Source organism: Chitinimonas violaceus (assembly GCF_052601015.1).
The window spans coordinates 23,171-38,602 of sequence record NZ_JBQXDJ010000042.1 but is presented as its reverse complement, the minus strand read 5'-3'; the positions used below and the strand labels follow the sequence as shown (position 1 = coordinate 38,602).

Annotated in this window: 16 protein-coding genes; 10 read left to right on the top strand and 6 right to left on the bottom strand. The window is 54.6% G+C overall.

The window, feature by feature from the left end; genetic code table 11:
* Window positions 1–130: 130 nt before the first annotated feature.
* Window positions 131–613, bottom strand: coding sequence for an Lrp/AsnC family transcriptional regulator (locus tag ACUHMQ_RS14110; RefSeq protein WP_445296101.1), 483 nt, complete (start codon window positions 611–613; stop codon window positions 131–133).
* 212 nt (window positions 614–825) lie between these two features.
* Here ACUHMQ_RS14110 and ACUHMQ_RS14105 point away from each other — a divergent pair, with 212 nt between their 5' ends.
* The 9 genes from ACUHMQ_RS14105 to ACUHMQ_RS14065 all read left to right on the top strand — a co-directional run bounded on the left by ACUHMQ_RS14105 (window position 826) and on the right by ACUHMQ_RS14065 (window position 9,542).
* Entirely contained in the window at window positions 826–1,635 is an 810-nt protein-coding gene (locus ACUHMQ_RS14105; RefSeq protein WP_445296100.1) for a phenylalanine 4-monooxygenase, read from the top strand.
* A 6-nt stretch (window positions 1,636–1,641) separates the two neighbouring features.
* The gene (gene hppD, locus ACUHMQ_RS14100; protein ID WP_445296099.1) at window positions 1,642–2,724 is read left to right on the top strand and encodes a 4-hydroxyphenylpyruvate dioxygenase; all 1,083 of its coding nucleotides are present in this window, start codon (window positions 1,642–1,644) and stop codon (window positions 2,722–2,724) included.
* A 200-nt stretch (window positions 2,725–2,924) separates the two neighbouring features.
* The gene (locus ACUHMQ_RS14095) at window positions 2,925–4,055 is read left to right on the top strand and encodes a homogentisate 1,2-dioxygenase (RefSeq protein ID WP_445296098.1); all 1,131 of its coding nucleotides are present in this window, start codon (window positions 2,925–2,927) and stop codon (window positions 4,053–4,055) included.
* Window positions 4,056–4,079: 24 nt separating this feature from the next.
* The gene (locus tag ACUHMQ_RS14090) at window positions 4,080–5,063 is read left to right on the top strand and encodes a fumarylacetoacetate hydrolase family protein (RefSeq protein WP_445296097.1); all 984 of its coding nucleotides are present in this window, start codon (window positions 4,080–4,082) and stop codon (window positions 5,061–5,063) included.
* Between the two features lie 52 nt (window positions 5,064–5,115).
* Window positions 5,116–5,883 carry a substrate-binding periplasmic protein gene (locus ACUHMQ_RS14085; protein ID WP_445296096.1) on the top strand — a complete coding sequence of 256 codons (768 nt, stop codon included), beginning with the start codon at window positions 5,116–5,118 and terminating at the stop codon, window positions 5,881–5,883.
* A gap of 105 nt (window positions 5,884–5,988) precedes the next feature.
* Window positions 5,989–6,636, top strand: coding sequence for a maleylacetoacetate isomerase (gene maiA, locus ACUHMQ_RS14080; RefSeq protein WP_445296095.1), 648 nt, complete (start codon window positions 5,989–5,991; stop codon window positions 6,634–6,636).
* 195 nt (window positions 6,637–6,831) lie between these two features.
* Complete coding sequence (locus ACUHMQ_RS14075; RefSeq protein WP_445296094.1) at window positions 6,832–7,794, top strand: ABC transporter substrate-binding protein; 963 nt, start codon at window positions 6,832–6,834, stop codon at window positions 7,792–7,794.
* A gap of 19 nt (window positions 7,795–7,813) precedes the next feature.
* On the top strand, window positions 7,814–8,635 hold the full coding sequence (locus ACUHMQ_RS14070; RefSeq protein ID WP_445296093.1) for an ABC transporter permease: 822 nt from the start codon (window positions 7,814–7,816) through the stop codon (window positions 8,633–8,635).
* Window positions 8,636–8,750: 115 nt separating this feature from the next.
* Window positions 8,751–9,542 carry an ABC transporter ATP-binding protein gene (locus tag ACUHMQ_RS14065; RefSeq protein WP_445296092.1) on the top strand — a complete coding sequence of 264 codons (792 nt, stop codon included), beginning with the start codon at window positions 8,751–8,753 and terminating at the stop codon, window positions 9,540–9,542.
* Between the two features lie 133 nt (window positions 9,543–9,675).
* On the opposite strand, the gene clsB is transcribed toward ACUHMQ_RS14065, so the two are convergent.
* The 5 genes from clsB to ACUHMQ_RS14040 form a co-directional block, all read right to left on the bottom strand.
* Window positions 9,676–10,836: a cardiolipin synthase ClsB gene (clsB, locus tag ACUHMQ_RS14060; RefSeq protein WP_445296091.1), complete on the bottom strand. Its 1,161-nt coding sequence runs from the start codon at window positions 10,834–10,836 to the stop codon at window positions 9,676–9,678.
* The gene (locus ACUHMQ_RS14055; RefSeq protein WP_445296090.1) at window positions 10,823–11,059 is read right to left on the bottom strand and encodes a hypothetical protein; all 237 of its coding nucleotides are present in this window, start codon (window positions 11,057–11,059) and stop codon (window positions 10,823–10,825) included. Before ACUHMQ_RS14055 ends, clsB begins: the two co-directional genes overlap by 14 nt.
* Window positions 11,059–11,907, bottom strand: coding sequence for an endonuclease/exonuclease/phosphatase family protein (locus ACUHMQ_RS14050; RefSeq protein ID WP_445296089.1), 849 nt, complete (start codon window positions 11,905–11,907; stop codon window positions 11,059–11,061). Before ACUHMQ_RS14050 ends, ACUHMQ_RS14055 begins: the two co-directional genes overlap by 1 nt.
* Before the next feature lie 247 nt (window positions 11,908–12,154).
* Window positions 12,155–12,640: a dihydroneopterin triphosphate diphosphatase gene (gene nudB, locus ACUHMQ_RS14045; protein ID WP_445296088.1), complete on the bottom strand. Its 486-nt coding sequence runs from the start codon at window positions 12,638–12,640 to the stop codon at window positions 12,155–12,157.
* 195 nt (window positions 12,641–12,835) lie between these two features.
* Entirely contained in the window at window positions 12,836–13,594 is a 759-nt protein-coding gene (locus ACUHMQ_RS14040) for a sulfite exporter TauE/SafE family protein (RefSeq protein WP_445296087.1), read from the bottom strand.
* 353 nt (window positions 13,595–13,947) lie between these two features.
* Between ACUHMQ_RS14040 and ACUHMQ_RS14035 the strand changes: the two genes are divergently transcribed.
* Complete coding sequence (locus ACUHMQ_RS14035; protein ID WP_445296086.1) at window positions 13,948–15,408, top strand: porin; 1,461 nt, start codon at window positions 13,948–13,950, stop codon at window positions 15,406–15,408.
* The last annotated feature ends 24 nt before the right edge of the window (window positions 15,409–15,432 follow it).

Genomic DNA, 15,432 nt, shown 5'->3' with positions numbered 1-15,432 from the left:
CTTTTACAACCGCCAGCGGCGCGATTCTCGGCTAGGCAATTTGGCACCGGCGGTGTTTGCAGAGAAATTCAGCAGGCAATTGGTCTGCATTTGAAGTGGGTGTGTCTACGGTTGTCAGGACAGGTCAGTTCTACGGTTTGTTTCCCGCCAGATGTGTCAATGGCAACGCCGTAGTCTGCTTGATGGCTTGCAGGACGAAGCTGGATTTCACATCGATTACGCCCGGGTGCTGCAGCAGGGTATCCATCACAAAACGTGAGAAATGCGCCAAGTCTTCAAAGACCACCCGCAGCAGGTAGTCAATTTCCCCGGCCATGGCGTGGCAGGCGATCACTTCAGGCCAGGACTGCACCGCTTCCGCAAAGGTAGCGAACTGGCGCTCTCGCTTATCCAGCATGACACGCACGAAGGCTTCCAATCCGAGCCCCACTTTGGCAGGTTCGAGCAAGGCGACGTAGCCGGCGATCACACCCTCCTGTTCCAGTCGTTTCAGCCTGCGTAAAGTGGGGGAGGCGGACAGATTGATTACGTTGGCAAGCTCCAGATTGCTTAGCCGGCCATCCTTTTGCAAGGTATCGAGAATTTTCAGATCGACTTTATCCAGCTCAATCATTTTTTACTCTATTAGTACGATTTCTTGGCATTTTATGCCAATGCTGCGCTGCTTTCTCTGCTATTTGGCAAGCACATTGCGCGTAGGCTTACGTATCATTGCTGAATTAAAACTTGCACAATGCGTATTTAAACCTGTTGCTTCAGTTGAAGAGACCAACAATCGGTAGCGCATCAGTAATCTGCAAGACCATAGTCATGGAGACGACAGTCATGGAAACCGAGTTCGTGCCGCGTGGCATGCAGGAATGCATTCCCGATTACCGCGATATTCACCAGGTGGAGGTGCCGGCTTACACCGATATCGAGCACCATACCTGGGCACAGCTCTACGCAAACCAGAGCCGAGTGTTGCCTGGGCGGGCATGCAGCGAGTTTATGAGCGGTTTGAAGGAGGTCGGCTTCCCGAATGAACGGATTCCTTCCCTCGCTGAGATCAGTGATCGTATCGAGGCTTACACCGGCTGGACGCTGACCCGTGTTGATGGCCTTGTGCCCAATTACGAATTCTTCAAGCTGCTTTCTGAGCGAATTTTCCCTTCGACCGACTTTATCCGTCGCCCTGACGAGATCGAGTACACCCCTAGCCCAGATATGTTTCATGACCTCTTGGGTCATGCGCCACTGTTGTTAAATCCCCGCTTTTGCGCCTTTTTTGAGGATTTTGGCAAGGCTGGGGTAGCAGCTTTCGAGAATTCAGCGGTTAATCCTGCTGCGCGTGATTGGCTGCCGCGCATCTACTGGTACACCGTTGAATATGGCCTGATCCAGAACCCGGATGGCCTGCGTATCTATGGTGCAGGGATACTCTCCTCGCCCAAGGAAGTGCTGTACAGCTTGTCGGAAGGCCCGAAGAAACTGCCTTTCGACCTGGAAGTGATCGCCAACAAAACTTACGACATCTGGCATATGCAGGAAGAACTGTTTGTTATCGACAGCTTTGATCAGTTGGAAAACAGTTTCTACGCCTGGGCATGTGGCCATGGCTTGCTTACAGATCGTCGTACGGAAAAACGGAGCTAAACCACCATGACTGACCAAATCAATCCGATGGGTACTGACGGCTTCGAGTTCGTCGAATTTACGGGGCCCGATACCAAAGCGCTGGGTGAACTGTTTGAGCTGTTGGGGTTCAGCGCCATTGCACGCCATCGCTCTAAAGACTGTACCTTGTATCGCCAGGGTGACATCAACTTGATCGTGAATGCCGAGCCGCATAGCTTTGCCTCGCGCTTTGCGTCGCAGCACGGCGCGTCGGCCTGTGCGATGGCCTTCCGCGTCAAGGATGCGGCAAAGGCTTACGAGCGTGCGCTGTCGCTAGGTGCTTGGGGCGTGGAAAGTCGGCCGAATGCCATGGAGATCAACATCCCAGCCATCAAAGGGATTGGTGATTCGCTGCTGTATCTCGTCGACCGTTACGAAGGCAACAGCAAGGCTTCGATCTATGACATGGATTTCGTTCCCGTCGAGGGCGCCGAAGCCGCGATGGCCAAGAACGACTGTGGCTTGAAGGTCATCGACCATCTGACCCATAACGTTCATCGTGGTGCGATGGACAAGTGGGCGGCGTTTTATGAAGACCTGTTCAATTTCCGCGAGATCCGTTACTTCGACATCGAAGGCAAGCTCACCGGTTTGAAGAGCCGTGCGCTGACCAGCCCATGCGCCAAGATCCGTATCCCGATCAATGAATCATCAGATGATAAGAGCCAGATCGAGGAATACCTGCGTCAATACAAGGGTGAGGGCATCCAGCATATTGCGCTGACCACCGACAATATCTACGAAACCATCGAGAAGTTGAAAGCGCGCGGCGTTAAATTCCTGACGACGCCCGATACCTATTACGAGCTGCTCGACAAACGTCTGCCGGGCCATGGCGAGGATATTGCCCGCCTCAAGGCCAATAAGATCCTGCTCGATGGCGCCCCTGGCGGTGGTCTGTTGCTGCAAATCTTTACCGAAACCTGCATCGGGCCGATCTTCTTCGAAATCATCCAACGTAAAGGCGACGAAGGCTTTGGCGAAGGCAATTTCCGTGCGTTGTTCGAATCGATTGAGCTGGATCAGGTGCGTCGCGGTGTGATTTCCGCAGAGAGGGTGACAGCCTGATGACCTGACTACGATCTGACTGCGCAGCTGATCAATTTATATGCCGTGCTGCACTCTGTTGACGGCTGCGCGTGACAAATCGGGAAGGGCTTGGAAAGTGTTTAGCGGATAGGGCCGGGGTGCTCGGCACCCTGAATATCCGTCCCCATTGCTTGCGTACGAGGGAGCCGCCGCAAGCTGTCGATTGTGGAGATAAAACAATGCGCAAATGGATCAGCTTTCCCCATAAGGAAGGTACGGTATCGCGCCAGGCGCATGCTGATTTTCCTGCTGAGGGGATTTACGAGCGGGAGGTGGGCCGTAGTGGTTTCTTTGGCCCAGCTACCCATCTGCATCACACACATGCTCCAACAGGTTGGAGCAAATGGGAGGGGCCGTTGCGGCCCCGTGCGTTTGACCTGAACGAGCTGGATAAAGCAACTGCCTCGCCGTGGGATGCGCCCAATGTGCTCAACAACCCGCATTGTCAGTTTCGTATCTGGTCCCTGAACCAGAAGATGGACTACTTGGCGCGCAATGGCGATGGCGATGAACTGATGTTTGTCCACGCCGGGGCTGGGGAGTTGTTCTGTGACTATGGTCACCTCAGCATCCGCGATGGTGACTATATCCTGATCCCGCGCTCCACCTGCTGGCGTATCGAGCCATCTGCCCCCATGACGGTGTTGCTGATCGAGGCCACCAATGGCAGCTACCAACTGCCTGATAAAGGTTTGGTTGGCCCGCATGCGATTTTTGACGAGGCGATGCTGGATGTGCCGGCTATCGACGACGCATTTCGCGCTCAGCAGGGCGAGGTGGAAACCCGTGTGGTGATCAAGCGTCGTGGGTCAGTTTCCACGGTCACCTATCCCTTCAATCCGCTCGACGCAGTCGGCTGGCATGGCAACCTGAGTGTTGCCCGTATCAACTGGCGCGATATCCGCCCCCTGATGAGCCACCGCTATCACTTGCCGCCATCAGCGCATACGACATTTGTGGCTGAACGGTTTGTGGTTTGCACGTTTGTGCCACGGCCGATTGAAAGCGACCCGGGTGCGCTGAAGGTGCCGTTCTATCACAACAATGATGATTACGATGAAGTCATCTTCTACCACGCTGGCGACTTCTTCTCGCGCGACAATATCAAGCCCGGCATGATTACTTTCCACCCTTGTGGCTTTACGCATGGCCCGCACCCGAAAGCTTTTGCAGCCGGACAGCTGGGTACCAAGAAATTCACCGATGAAGTCGCGGTGATGATCGATGCACGCGATGCGCTCGATGTCAGTAGCGGGCTTTCAAACGTGGAATGGACCGGCTACGTCGATAGCTGGAAGCCAAAGGCGTGATGTAACTGTATAGAAGAGATAAAGATGAAACTCGCCAGTCTCAAGCATGGCCGTGACGGCCGTCTGGTTGTGGTCAGCCGTGATCTGACCCGTTATGTTGAAGTCCCCCAAATCGCTGCAACGATGCAGGCCGCGTTGGATGATTGGGCAAACAAGGCCATTCAACTACGTGATGTGAGCGATGCGCTCAATGCCGGCCAACGTACAGATACGCATCCTTTCAAGCCCGAAGACTGTGCTGCCCCGTTGCCCCGTGCCTACCAGTGGGTGGATGGTTCGGCCTATCTGAATCATGTGGAGCTGGTGCGCAAAGCCCGAAATGCCGAGATGCCGCCGTCGTTTTATACCGACCCATTGATGTATCAGGGTGGTTCGGACGATATGCTGGGCGCGCGCGACCCCATCACGATACGTGACGAAGCTTGGGGTACGGATCTGGAAGCCGAGGTTGCGGTCATCACTGATGATGTGGCGATCGGTGTTACCGCTGAAGACGCTGCCAAGCATGTCCGTCTGGTCATGCTGGTCAATGATGTGAGCTTGCGGAATCTGATCCCGAATGAACTGGCTAAGGGGTTTGGCTTTGTCCTGTCCAAGCCTGCCAGTGCTTTCTCGCCGGTGGCGGTGACGCCTGATGAACTGGAAGGCCATTGGCACGACAACCGGTTACATCTGCCACTACGGGTGTGGCTGAACGGCAAGTGGTTTGGTGAGCCGAATGTTGGCGAGGAAATGACCTTCAGTCACACAGACCTGATTGCTCATCTGGCCCGTACCCGTAGATTGGGCGCGGGTTCCATTGTTGGATCGGGCACGATTTCAAACAAGGACCGCAGCCGGGGTTCCTGTTGTCTGGCGGAAATCCGCATGATTGAAACCATTGAGCAGGGTACGGCGAAAACCCCTTTCCTCAAAGCAGGCGATACGGTGAAGATCGATATGCTGGATACGGCAGGCCGGTCGATTTTCGGTAGTATCGAGCAAAAGGTTGTGCTGGGATCACGTTAAAACCCATTGTTGAATCATGGCGTTATACTGAGCTTATGCTTGGGAGGGTGCCATGAAGTCACTCGGATGGTTTTTTGCGCTGCTGATTCTTGCCAGCTTCGGCGTGTACCCGCTAGCTGCGGGTACAGCATTGCAAACCGCGGCGCAGGAGAGTGTTGCGCCCAAATTCATTATGGAAGAAGGGCGCGCCGCCACTGGGTTGTGCCCAGATGTATTCCAGGCCATCACTGCACTGGATAGCGGACTCCAATTCGAAGGTTTGAACCATCAGCTTTCTACCGCACGTATCGAGCAAGGTCTGGCCCAGGGGCAGCTCGATATATTTTGTGGGTTGCTCCGTACGGAAAAGCGGGAAAAAATAGCGCTCTTTCTGGAGCCGCCTATCTACTCCATGAAGCAGCGTGTCGCTGTGCGTGCTGATGATCCGATAGAGCCGACTAATCTGACGATGCTCAGGCAGGCGAGTGAAGGCAGTTCGGTAATCACGACGGCAGGGGCGCCTTATGCAGATATGCTGCGGTCAGCAGGTATCGAGGTCGATGCCGGTGCCAGTGATAACCGGGACAATCTGCGTAAGCTGATCATGGGCCGAGGCCGGTTTCTCTACTTAAGTGACTATGTTATGCATAACCTTCTGGTTCAGGAGAAGGCCGAAACCAAGGTACGTGTTCTTGCTGCCGTTTTTAGCCATCAACCGCTCTACTTTGTCACCAGTATGCAGATGAAACCCACCGTTCGAGCCCGACTTGAGGCTGCTTTGCGCACACTGGCTGCCCAAGGTGAGCTGGATCGCATCGCCAAGCGTTATCTCCCTGAATAAAGTTCTGTGCTTGTCTTTGGCGAATCAGGTATTAGCCGGGTTTGCCATGCGCCATGGAGGCTGGTGAGCCAGTATCCCCGATGGCCTCTGAAACCCGAGAAAACCATGTCCCGAACCCTCTATACCTATTTCCGTTCATCTGCTGCATGGCGAGTTCGTATTGCACTGGCCTGGAAGGGTCTTTCCTATGAAGCAGTGCCAATTCATTTATTGCGTGATGGCGGGCAGCAGAAATCTGCAGACTATCTGGCGGTAAATCCACAAGGGCTGGTGCCGGCATTGGTCGAGGATGGCAGTACGATCACCCAGTCGTTGGCCATTTGCGAATACCTGGAAGAGCGTTACCCAAGCCCCCCAATTCTCCCTGCGGACTTGATCCAGAGAACCAAAACCCGTTCCATGGCGTATGCCATCGCTTGCGATATCCACCCGATCAACAATCTGCGTGTGTTGCAGTATCTCAAGGGCACGATGGGGCAAGACCAGCAGGCGGTGGATGACTGGTATCGCCATTGGGTTGCGTTGGGACTGCAAGCGCTGGAGGTGGAACTGGAGCGTGACAAATGTGAACGCTTTTGTGTTGGCGATACGTTTTCCTTGGCCGATATCTGTTTGGTCCCGCAGGTCTTCAATGCCCGCCGCTTCAAGCTCGACCTTGCATCTTTTCCACGTATTGCTGCGATCGATGCCCACCTGAATACCCTGCCTGCTTTTGCTGAGACTCAGCCTGCGAAGCAGCCAGATGCGGAGTAGATTGCAGTGACCGCTCCGGTAAGTGCGGAGCCAAAAATGGAATAGCGCCCGATTATTTCGGGCGTCTTACATTCTATGTTGCAGTAATCCGCAATTGTAGATCGGCTTTCCACTATATAAGCAGTTGTAAAAGTTGCCTTACCATCACATCACATAGATCGCCATATGGCGCTCAATAATTGGAGACAACAAGCAATGAAGCACTTTATTACTGCCCTTACTGCCGTTTTCACGCTTACTGCCGCCCAGGCAGATGATGAGGTGATTCGCCTAGGTAACTTACGTTTTGCCCACTACGGCGCTGTGTCCTACGTGAAGGAGATCGCACCCAAATGTGGTTTCAAGGTGGAGGAACGTTTCTTCGCCAAAGGGCTGGATATCATGCCGGCCATTATTGCGGGCGAGGTCGACGTTGCAGCCAGTGCCGCAGATGCCGCGATTGCAGGCCGGGCAGCAGGTGTACCGATTTATGCGGTTGCGGGTTTTGCCAAAGGCGGGGCTCGCATCGTGGTAGGGAGGGATACCGGCATCAAGTCCATAGGCCAGCTTAAGGGTAAGAAGGTGGGTGTGGCGCGCGGTGGTGCGCAGGAGCTTCTACTGTTGGCCGAACTGGCCAAATTCAACCTGACATGGTCCGACCAGCCGGGTAAAGATGTGCAGATCGTCTACATGCCGTTTGCCGACCTGAACCAAGCGCTGATGCAAAAACAGATCGATGCGATGGCTCAGTCGGAACCCCAAGCTTCGCAAGCTTTGAACAAGAACTGGGGGGTGGAGTTGCTCAAGCCTTACGACACGCCGATGGGGGAGCCGATCCGTACGCTGGTGATGACAGAGAAGCTGTACAACAACAAGCCATTGGCAGAGAAGTTCATGAAGTGTTTTGTGCAGGCGACCAAGCGCTTTATGGATGAGCCCAAGACCGCCGAAGCCTATGTGCGCACCAATATGTTCAAGAACCAGATCACGGCTGACGACTTTCAGGACGCGATCGGCAACAGCCCGTATGTCTATGAGCTGACCAGCGATCATATGCAGATTACGACGGACTTCATGGTCAAGTATGGCGTAGGCAAGATGGCCAAGCCGCCTGTTGCCAAGGATTGGGTCAAGCTCGATCTCCTTGCGAAGGCCAAAGCTGCGCTGGGCGTGAACTGAACCTGGCGGAGCCACGACCATGACTTTGAAAAAGCTGGGCGCCACATTGGTTGGCGCAGTGGTCCCGCTCGTCGCTGTGCTGCTATGGCAGCTGGCGGCCAGCCTGGAATGGATCAATCCGCATATCCTGCCCTCGCCCTGGGCAGTGCTCAAGAAGTGGTATGAGTACGCCACGCCCTTGCTGCCTTACGACCCTGCGCAGGGCAGCTATATCAAGTGGTTGTTTTCGGGCGAATTGATAGTCGATTCCCTATCCAGCCTCTATCGGGTATTGGTCGGGTTTGGCATCGGTGCAGGATTGGCATTGCCGCTGGGGCTCTTGATGGGTGCGAGCAACAAGGTCAATGCGGTATTCAACCCCTTGGTGCAGGTACTCCGGCCGATTCCACCTATCGCGTACATTCCACTGTCCATCCTGTGGTTTGGACTGGGCAACCCGCCGGCTATTTTCCTGATTGCCATTGGGGCCTTCTTCCCGGTACTCATGAATACCATCGCTGGTGTGCGGCAGGTCGATTCCATCTATATCCGTGCCGCCCGTAATCTCGGGGTCGACCAGCTGACCATGTTTACCAAGGTGATGTTGCCGGCAGCGACGCCCTACATTCTGTCTGGCGCACGTATCGGTATGGGTACGGCGTTCATTGTGGTGATCGTGTCTGAGATGATTGCCGTGAATAACGGCCTGGGCTTCCGCATTCTGGAAGCGCGTGAGTACTTCTGGTCTGACAAGATCATCGCCGGTATGTTCAGTATCGGCCTGATAGGCTTGGCTATCGATACCCTAATGAGCCGTTTGAACAACCATCTGCTGCGCTGGCACCGCGGCCTCGAAAACTGATTTCGCCCCGCTTCAGTCGTGCACGTTGTCGGCTCGTCTTGCCGTACCACACGTACTGTCTACGACTCGTCTTCGTGTTCACGACTAAAGCTGAGCGAAATCAAAGGAGAAGAATATGAGCCAAATCAGCGTGCAGAATGTGCAAAAGGTCTTCAAGACGCCGGGTGACGACGTGGTAGCGCTGCGTGATATCAATCTGGAAATACCAGCCGGTCAGTTTGTCTGTCTGCTGGGCCCTTCCGGTTGTGGTAAGTCGACGTTATTGAATGCGGTAGCGGGGTTTTCGTTACCTACTGCCGGCAAAATCCTCGTGAATAACCAGCCAGTGATTGAACCGGGGCCCGATCGCGGTATGGTATTCCAGGAATATGCCCTTTTCCCCTGGATGACTGTTGCGCAGAACATTACCTTTGGTTTGAAGGTGAAGAAGGTCGACCCTGCCCAGATTGAGTCTAAAGTGGCCAGCCTGCTGGAGAAACTCAAACTCAAAGAGTTTCGCGACCGTTACCCAAAAGACTTATCGGGTGGTATGCGCCAACGAGTGGCGATTGCCCGGGTGCTGGCATTGGATTCCCCCATCATGCTGATGGATGAACCATTCGGTGCGCTCGATGCGCTGACCCGCCGGAGTCTGCAAGACGAGCTGCTGAAGATCTGGCAGGAATTTGGCAAGACCATATTGTTTGTTACCCATAGCATCGAGGAGTCCATCTACCTTGCCGACCGCATCGTGGTGCTGACGTACCGGCCAGGTACTATCAAACGGGATGTACTGGTTGATATGCCACGCCCGCGCGACGCCAGCTCGGTCGAATTCAATGCCTTGAAACGCGAGTTGTCACTGATGGTGATGGAAGAACAGCATCGACACGAAGCGGTTGAAATGGCGGGTTTGACGACGGATTGATGAGCCTGAACGATCTGTCGCGAGCGGCCGTTAGCAGGGTGAAGCGCAGCGCAGAAACCGGATTGTACTTGAGTACATGAGGATTTCGAGCAGCACATGAGCCCTGATCACGGCTGCGCAGTAAGATCGGTTCTTATTCGCGGTACTCCTGCTTCCCATAACCAGTAAGTCCCAGCAGGCCACGTACCAGTTGGTAGGCTATCCATGGCAAGGCGCGCCGCCACCAAGGAGCGCGTTCCATCAAATGTGCATGAACAGGGGTAGCAAATTGGTCGATATGCGATTGGATATCGGTACGTAAAGCGCCGGCTAGGGTTTTATCGAGCGCCACGATGTTCGCTTCACGGGCGGTGAGCAGGCTGAATGGATCGATATTCGACGAGCCGACAGTCAGCCATTCGTTGTCGATCACCGCGACCTTGGCGTGCATGAAACCCGCTGTGTATTCGTAGAGCTCAACGCCAGCTTTTAACATCGGTTGGTACAGCACGCGTGTGGCGTAATGCAGCAGCATCTGGTCGATCCGCCCCTGCAATACAATTACTACCTTCACACCGCGCCGGGCTGCGGACAGCAACGCATGCTGCAGCGACACACCAGGAAGGAAGTAGGCATTGGCGATCACCACTTCCTGTTTGGCATTGCCGATAGCGTTGAGATAGGCGGTTTCGATGGCACGGCGATAGCGCAGATTATCGCGTTTGACCAATTTCGCTTTGATATTGCCGCAAGTTACTGGAGGAGGGCCGGTACGGGGGAGCTTGTGCCATTCCATCTTCAACTGCGACCAACAAGTATGCCGCCATTGTCCCGACACCATGGCCCGTAGTTGCGCAACCAGGGGGCCCTCCACACGTAAGGCATAGTCATAGCGAAGGGCCAGATCAGGCCCATCGTGATCTTCGAGAATATTGATGCCACCAACAAACCCCACCTTGCCATCGATGGTAGCGACCTTGCGGTGCATACGGCGCAATCGTTGGAGATTGATGGTGAGCGAGAAATATTCAGGCCGGAAGAACAACAGGCGCACCCCGGCTTTGGCCAAGCTTTTGCGAAATGCCTTGGGTAGATAACGTGCGCCAAAGCCATCCAGTAAGAGCTGGACTTGTACCCCCCGCCTCGCTGCACGCATCAGTGCGGCGGCTACTTGTCTGCCGATCTTGTCGGGCTGGTATAGATAACTTTCCAGAAATACTTCCTGGCGGGCCCCATTGATGGCTGCCAGCAGGGAAGGGAAGTACTGGGTACCGCTGCGTAAGAGGACCAGTTGATTGCCACTAGACCACGGCATGCGAAGCCTTCTCGTTGCCAAATTTGAATTGACCCGTAGCGCGGGCAAGTAGTTGCTGCTGTGCGGTGTTGTTCAGCCCGGTAATCCTGACAAGAAAGTGATGCGCTGCGATGCCAGACAGCGTCTTTACCACCCAGCCATGGTGGCGCAATTGGACGCAGCCATTTTTGCAGGGCAGATAGTCAAAAGGGCAGGCAGATAGCCGGCGGCGCTTGTCCTGCATCAGGCCACCTGATTCTGTCTACGCTTTTCGTCATCGGTCGCATCGGATGAACCACGTTGCGTCATGGCGGTATTGATGACCTGCGGCCCTAAGCGGACAGTAGCAGTCAACGGTACATGGTCGCTGAGCTTGCCCCATTCTTTTCCACTGTGGGCCTGCGCATTTTCCACTTGCAAGCCACGCAGGTAGATGCGGTCCAGCGTTAGCAGGGGTAGTTTGGCCGGAAAGGTGGCCGCCAGCCGCCCATGCAGGCTCTGGAAGGCTTCACGCAAGTCCAAGCCTTCGCGCAGTACGCCACAGGCTTCTCGTTGCCAGTCGTTGAAGTCGCCGGCCACAATCAGCGGTTCATGTGGGGGTATCTGCTGGCAGACGTAATCCACCAAGGTTTGTAATTGCTGGCGTCGGTCCGCCGCGCGCAGGTTCAGGTGTACGCATAAGGCATGTAACGGCACATCGCGCCCAGGTAGACAGATGACACTATGTAACAGGCCTCTGCGTTCAAACTGATTCAGACTCACGTCCTGGTTGTGCCAACGCACAATGGGATGGCGGCTGAGCATTGCATTACCGTGGTGCCCGCTCCGATATTCGGCATTGCGGCCGTAAACGTGATGGAGTTGTTCGGCATCGGCGAGGAACGCATGTTGTGGTGCGGCAGGCCAGTCTGCATGCAACCCGGCTCTTTTATGGTGTTCGCCTTGTACTTCTTGCAAAAATACGAGGTCCGCTGTCAAACCACCCAATGCATGCTTGATGTCGGGTAGTACATGCCGACGGTTGAATATCGACATGCCTTTATGGATGTTGTAAGTAGCTATTTTTATTTGAAGACTGTTGGCGTCGTTCACGTAGCGACCTTTCCGGAAGCGAATGACGGGGGACGTATACCCGGCCTCGCCCTATGGTTTTCCCATGCAACTCCTGCACTACGTAGCTTAGTTTATGCCCACACTGTACTTGGATGTCTTGGATGAGCTGCTTCCGGTTTCAGAAATCACAGAACTGCTCAGGAGAAGAATGCAAGACGAGGTACCCACAAAGAGTGGGTAAAAGTGGAAGAGCTCAGTAATTACTTAGTGCTTTGAGTTTGCCAGATCAGGCTGATCCCTGCGGCGTGAGATTGGCGCCGAACTTTTCCGCCATTTCGGGTACCAGGCGCAGGGCTTCTGCATTGGAGGGGGAGAAAACGGTTTCAGCGGCGACACTTGCGTCACGCCATTGCCAGTGTGTGTGTTCGCGTGGCGAAAGGATGGGTTCAAAACGCTCGGGCACCAGTAAGCCAAACACATGCTCGGTATTCTGCGTTACGCCTGGAGCATAGCGATGACGCCATACCTCGTAGATTTCATACTCATTGCAGATGCCCCAATCTTGCAATTCAAACCGAGTGGCATCAATCCCCAGCTCCTCGCTGAGTTCCCGCAACGCGGTATCGCGTGGTTTTTCATCGGCTTCCATGCTGCCGGTGACGGACTGCCATGCGTGCTGTACATCCGCCCGTTCGATGATCAATGTTTCAAGCTGCGGTGTGTAAACCACAATCAAAACCGATTCGGGGCGTTTATAGGCAGTTTTCATCATCTCTTAAATTCCTGGCTTGCCGGTGGCTTGGCTGGGGGATACGTACCGTACAGGATGCGGTGTCTCGCAAGGGTTTTACTCTAATAACCTGTTCAAGATCTGTCGCGAGCAGCTGTCAGTAGGGCACAGAGCAGTACATAAGCCCTGATCACAGCGGTGCAGTAAGACCGTGAACAGGTTCTAAGTTTAGCGAGTCTAGTGGAAGGTATCCCAGGCGAGTTTGGCAATGAGCACGCTGACTAGTGCAATGAATAGCTTCCGAATAAGGCTGGTGCCGCCCTTCATCGCCAACTTTGTCCCAAACAGCGCACCCGTGATATTGGCGATGGCCATCGGGATAGCGTATTGGTAAAGCACATGGCCGGTAGGGATAAAAAAGGCCAGTGCAGCGAGGTTGGTCGCGATGTTGACGACTTTCGCGGCACTCGATGCCCGAAGGAAGTCAAAACCGAAAAAGCGGATAAACAGGAAAATAAGGAAGCTGCCGGTACCTGGCCCAAACAGCCCATCGTAAAAGCCAATAGCACCGCCGATAGCCAGCGCGACGATCAATTCACGCCGGCCGATATGGCTTGGGCGGTGCAAAGCGCCGAAATCCTTTTTCTTGAGGGTGTAGCCCAGCATGAAAATAAGCAGGACCAATACAAGGGGGCGCATCCATTCCTTGGGGATAAAACTGACTGCCATGGCGCCAACGAATGAGAAGACAAAGGCGGTCAAGGCAGCAGGCAACACCAGCTTCCAGGCAATGTCGATCTGGCGCGAATAGCGCCAGGCTGCGGTGCCGGTGCCAAATACCGAGGCGAACTTGTTGGTGCCGAACAGCGTGGCCGGGGTGTGCTGCGGCAGGGTTGCGAACAGGCCGGGGATTTGCACCAAGCCGCCGCCACCCACTGCGGCATCGATCAATCCGGCGGAGAAGGCAATCAAGACCAGGGTAAAGATATCGAGCATGTCGGGTCTCGCGGTAGAAAGTTTAACCGGCCTTCAAAGTCAACCAACAAGGGCGGAATATTGCGCATAGCGCACCGTCCTTGCCGTGGCGAAATTACAAAAAAAGCAGGGGATTCTAGCAGAGCCATCGAAATGGCTTCTTTCGGTTTACCGCCGGTACAGGCGGTGTAAATAGCCGGCAAACCCTCGCTTTTGCGTAAGCCAAGGCCTTGATGGTGGCGAAAGCTAGCTGGCAAAGATTTTACCAACTGACAGTTAAGCATCGAAATTGGGTTTGGCAGTTGGTGCATGCAGTGCCTAATGTGTCTGGATGCCGTACTACGCGGTGCGCCTAGACGAAGGCTGAATAACACATGCATACAATGACCCGTATCAGTGCTGCGGTAGCGATGTCGATGAGTATGGCTGCCGTGGCTGACGTCAATATTCAGGGTGATTTGAAGATAGGCATGGCCAGCCTGGATATGGAGGGGAAAACAGGTCGGAAATTGGTGCTGGATACCGCAAATTCGTATCTGTCGATTAATGGCGACGAGGTGATTTCGCCGGATCTGAAAGCCATTTTCGAAATTACCACCCGTATGTGTCTCGATGGCAGCCAGACGGTGGCGAATGATTGCCGTACCTTCAACCGTACAACCCATGCTTGGCAGGACCATAACGCCTTCGCCAGCCGGGAAGGTTGGGTGGGGCTGCGCAGCCGTTTGGGTGATATCAGACTTGGGCGCGGAAAGACACCCTTCGATCAGGTCGTAGACCGCTTTGATCCTTCCACAGGTATTGGCACGGGGCTGACTGCCTGGGTTGAACGTGTGTTTCCAGGCACCGTGCCTTTTGATGCTACCGCTGCTGCCCCAGTAATAGCAGGTTTTGGCCAGCAGATTTTCGCGGCGACATTTGCCCAGGCGACGGCAGGCGGGGCATCGAACGCTGCTGCCACGGCACTTGCCACGCAGGCTGCAGCGACAGCCACCCAGACCCTGACCGGCGCAGTACAGCAACGGATAGTGCCGGCTTTGGCGGCGCAGTTCCCTACATTTCCCACCATTGGCCGATATACCGAACCGGAAAATACATTCAATAATTCGATCCGTTACGACTATGGCAAGACAGATAGCCTGCATTTCGTTGCCGTGTACGGGGTAGGGGAGAATAAGTCAGCCACGACGCCTGAAACACGGCGGCTCTCGTTGAATGCAGGCTATTCGACTGGGCCCAGCGCACGAGGGCAGTTCCGTGTCGATGCGGTGTTCGATCAGCAGAAGAATCTGCTTCCTCATCCGACTGCTGATCAGGTACTGGCTGGTCTTGCTGCGGCACAGGCTGCGGCAACACCCCAGTTGGCTGGCGCGCTGATACAGGCAGGTATCCCGGCTGCATTGGCCAACCCTGTGGCGAGCAACGTCATGGGGGCGGTAATCACCTCTGCATCTACGCCTTACAACCTAAGGCAGCAGAACACATCGCAACATTTCCTGCTTGCGAGCTCTTATGTATTCCCGATTGGACGCATAGGTGTGACGGTTGATCGTATATCACTGGGCCAGACCGGGCTGCCAGATATTCGCCGTACCAACTGGTCATTGACCTGGGAAGTGGGTTGGAGCCACTTTGGCAGCTACATGGGTTATCGCAGTCTGGGCGCCAGCAAAATGGGCGGTGTGCGCTTTGTGGATAAGGAACGCAAGATCGGTGCCGGCATTGAGCGCTATTTCTCCAAGCGCACCAAGATCATTACCGAGTACAACAATAACAAGATTGAGAATGGTAAGACGGTACACACCATCTTGAGCGGCATCGTGCACAAGTTCTGAAAACCAGTTCACTAGTTGCGATAC

Excerpts from the sequence above, each read along its gene's own strand:
- ACUHMQ_RS14110 (WP_445296101.1), bottom strand. The coding sequence starts at position 613 with ATGATTGAGCTGGATAAAGTCGATCTGAAAATTCTCGATACCTTGCAA.
- ACUHMQ_RS14105 (WP_445296100.1), top strand. The coding sequence starts at position 826 with ATGGAAACCGAGTTCGTGCCGCGTGGCATGCAGGAATGCATTCCCGAT.
- hppD (WP_445296099.1), top strand. The coding sequence starts at position 1,642 with ATGACTGACCAAATCAATCCGATGGGTACTGACGGCTTCGAGTTCGTC.
- ACUHMQ_RS14095 (WP_445296098.1), top strand. The coding sequence starts at position 2,925 with ATGCGCAAATGGATCAGCTTTCCCCATAAGGAAGGTACGGTATCGCGC.
- ACUHMQ_RS14090 (WP_445296097.1), top strand. The coding sequence starts at position 4,080 with ATGAAACTCGCCAGTCTCAAGCATGGCCGTGACGGCCGTCTGGTTGTG.
- ACUHMQ_RS14085 (WP_445296096.1), top strand. The coding sequence starts at position 5,116 with ATGAAGTCACTCGGATGGTTTTTTGCGCTGCTGATTCTTGCCAGCTTC.
- maiA (WP_445296095.1), top strand. The coding sequence starts at position 5,989 with ATGTCCCGAACCCTCTATACCTATTTCCGTTCATCTGCTGCATGGCGA.
- ACUHMQ_RS14075 (WP_445296094.1), top strand. The coding sequence starts at position 6,832 with ATGAAGCACTTTATTACTGCCCTTACTGCCGTTTTCACGCTTACTGCC.
- ACUHMQ_RS14070 (WP_445296093.1), top strand. The coding sequence starts at position 7,814 with ATGACTTTGAAAAAGCTGGGCGCCACATTGGTTGGCGCAGTGGTCCCG.
- ACUHMQ_RS14065 (WP_445296092.1), top strand. The coding sequence starts at position 8,751 with ATGAGCCAAATCAGCGTGCAGAATGTGCAAAAGGTCTTCAAGACGCCG.
- clsB (WP_445296091.1), bottom strand. The coding sequence starts at position 10,836 with ATGCCGTGGTCTAGTGGCAATCAACTGGTCCTCTTACGCAGCGGTACC.
- ACUHMQ_RS14055 (WP_445296090.1), bottom strand. The coding sequence starts at position 11,059 with ATGCAGGACAAGCGCCGCCGGCTATCTGCCTGCCCTTTTGACTATCTG.
- nudB (WP_445296088.1), bottom strand. The coding sequence starts at position 12,640 with ATGATGAAAACTGCCTATAAACGCCCCGAATCGGTTTTGATTGTGGTT.
- ACUHMQ_RS14040 (WP_445296087.1), bottom strand. The coding sequence starts at position 13,594 with ATGCTCGATATCTTTACCCTGGTCTTGATTGCCTTCTCCGCCGGATTG.
- ACUHMQ_RS14035 (WP_445296086.1), top strand. The coding sequence starts at position 13,948 with ATGCATACAATGACCCGTATCAGTGCTGCGGTAGCGATGTCGATGAGT.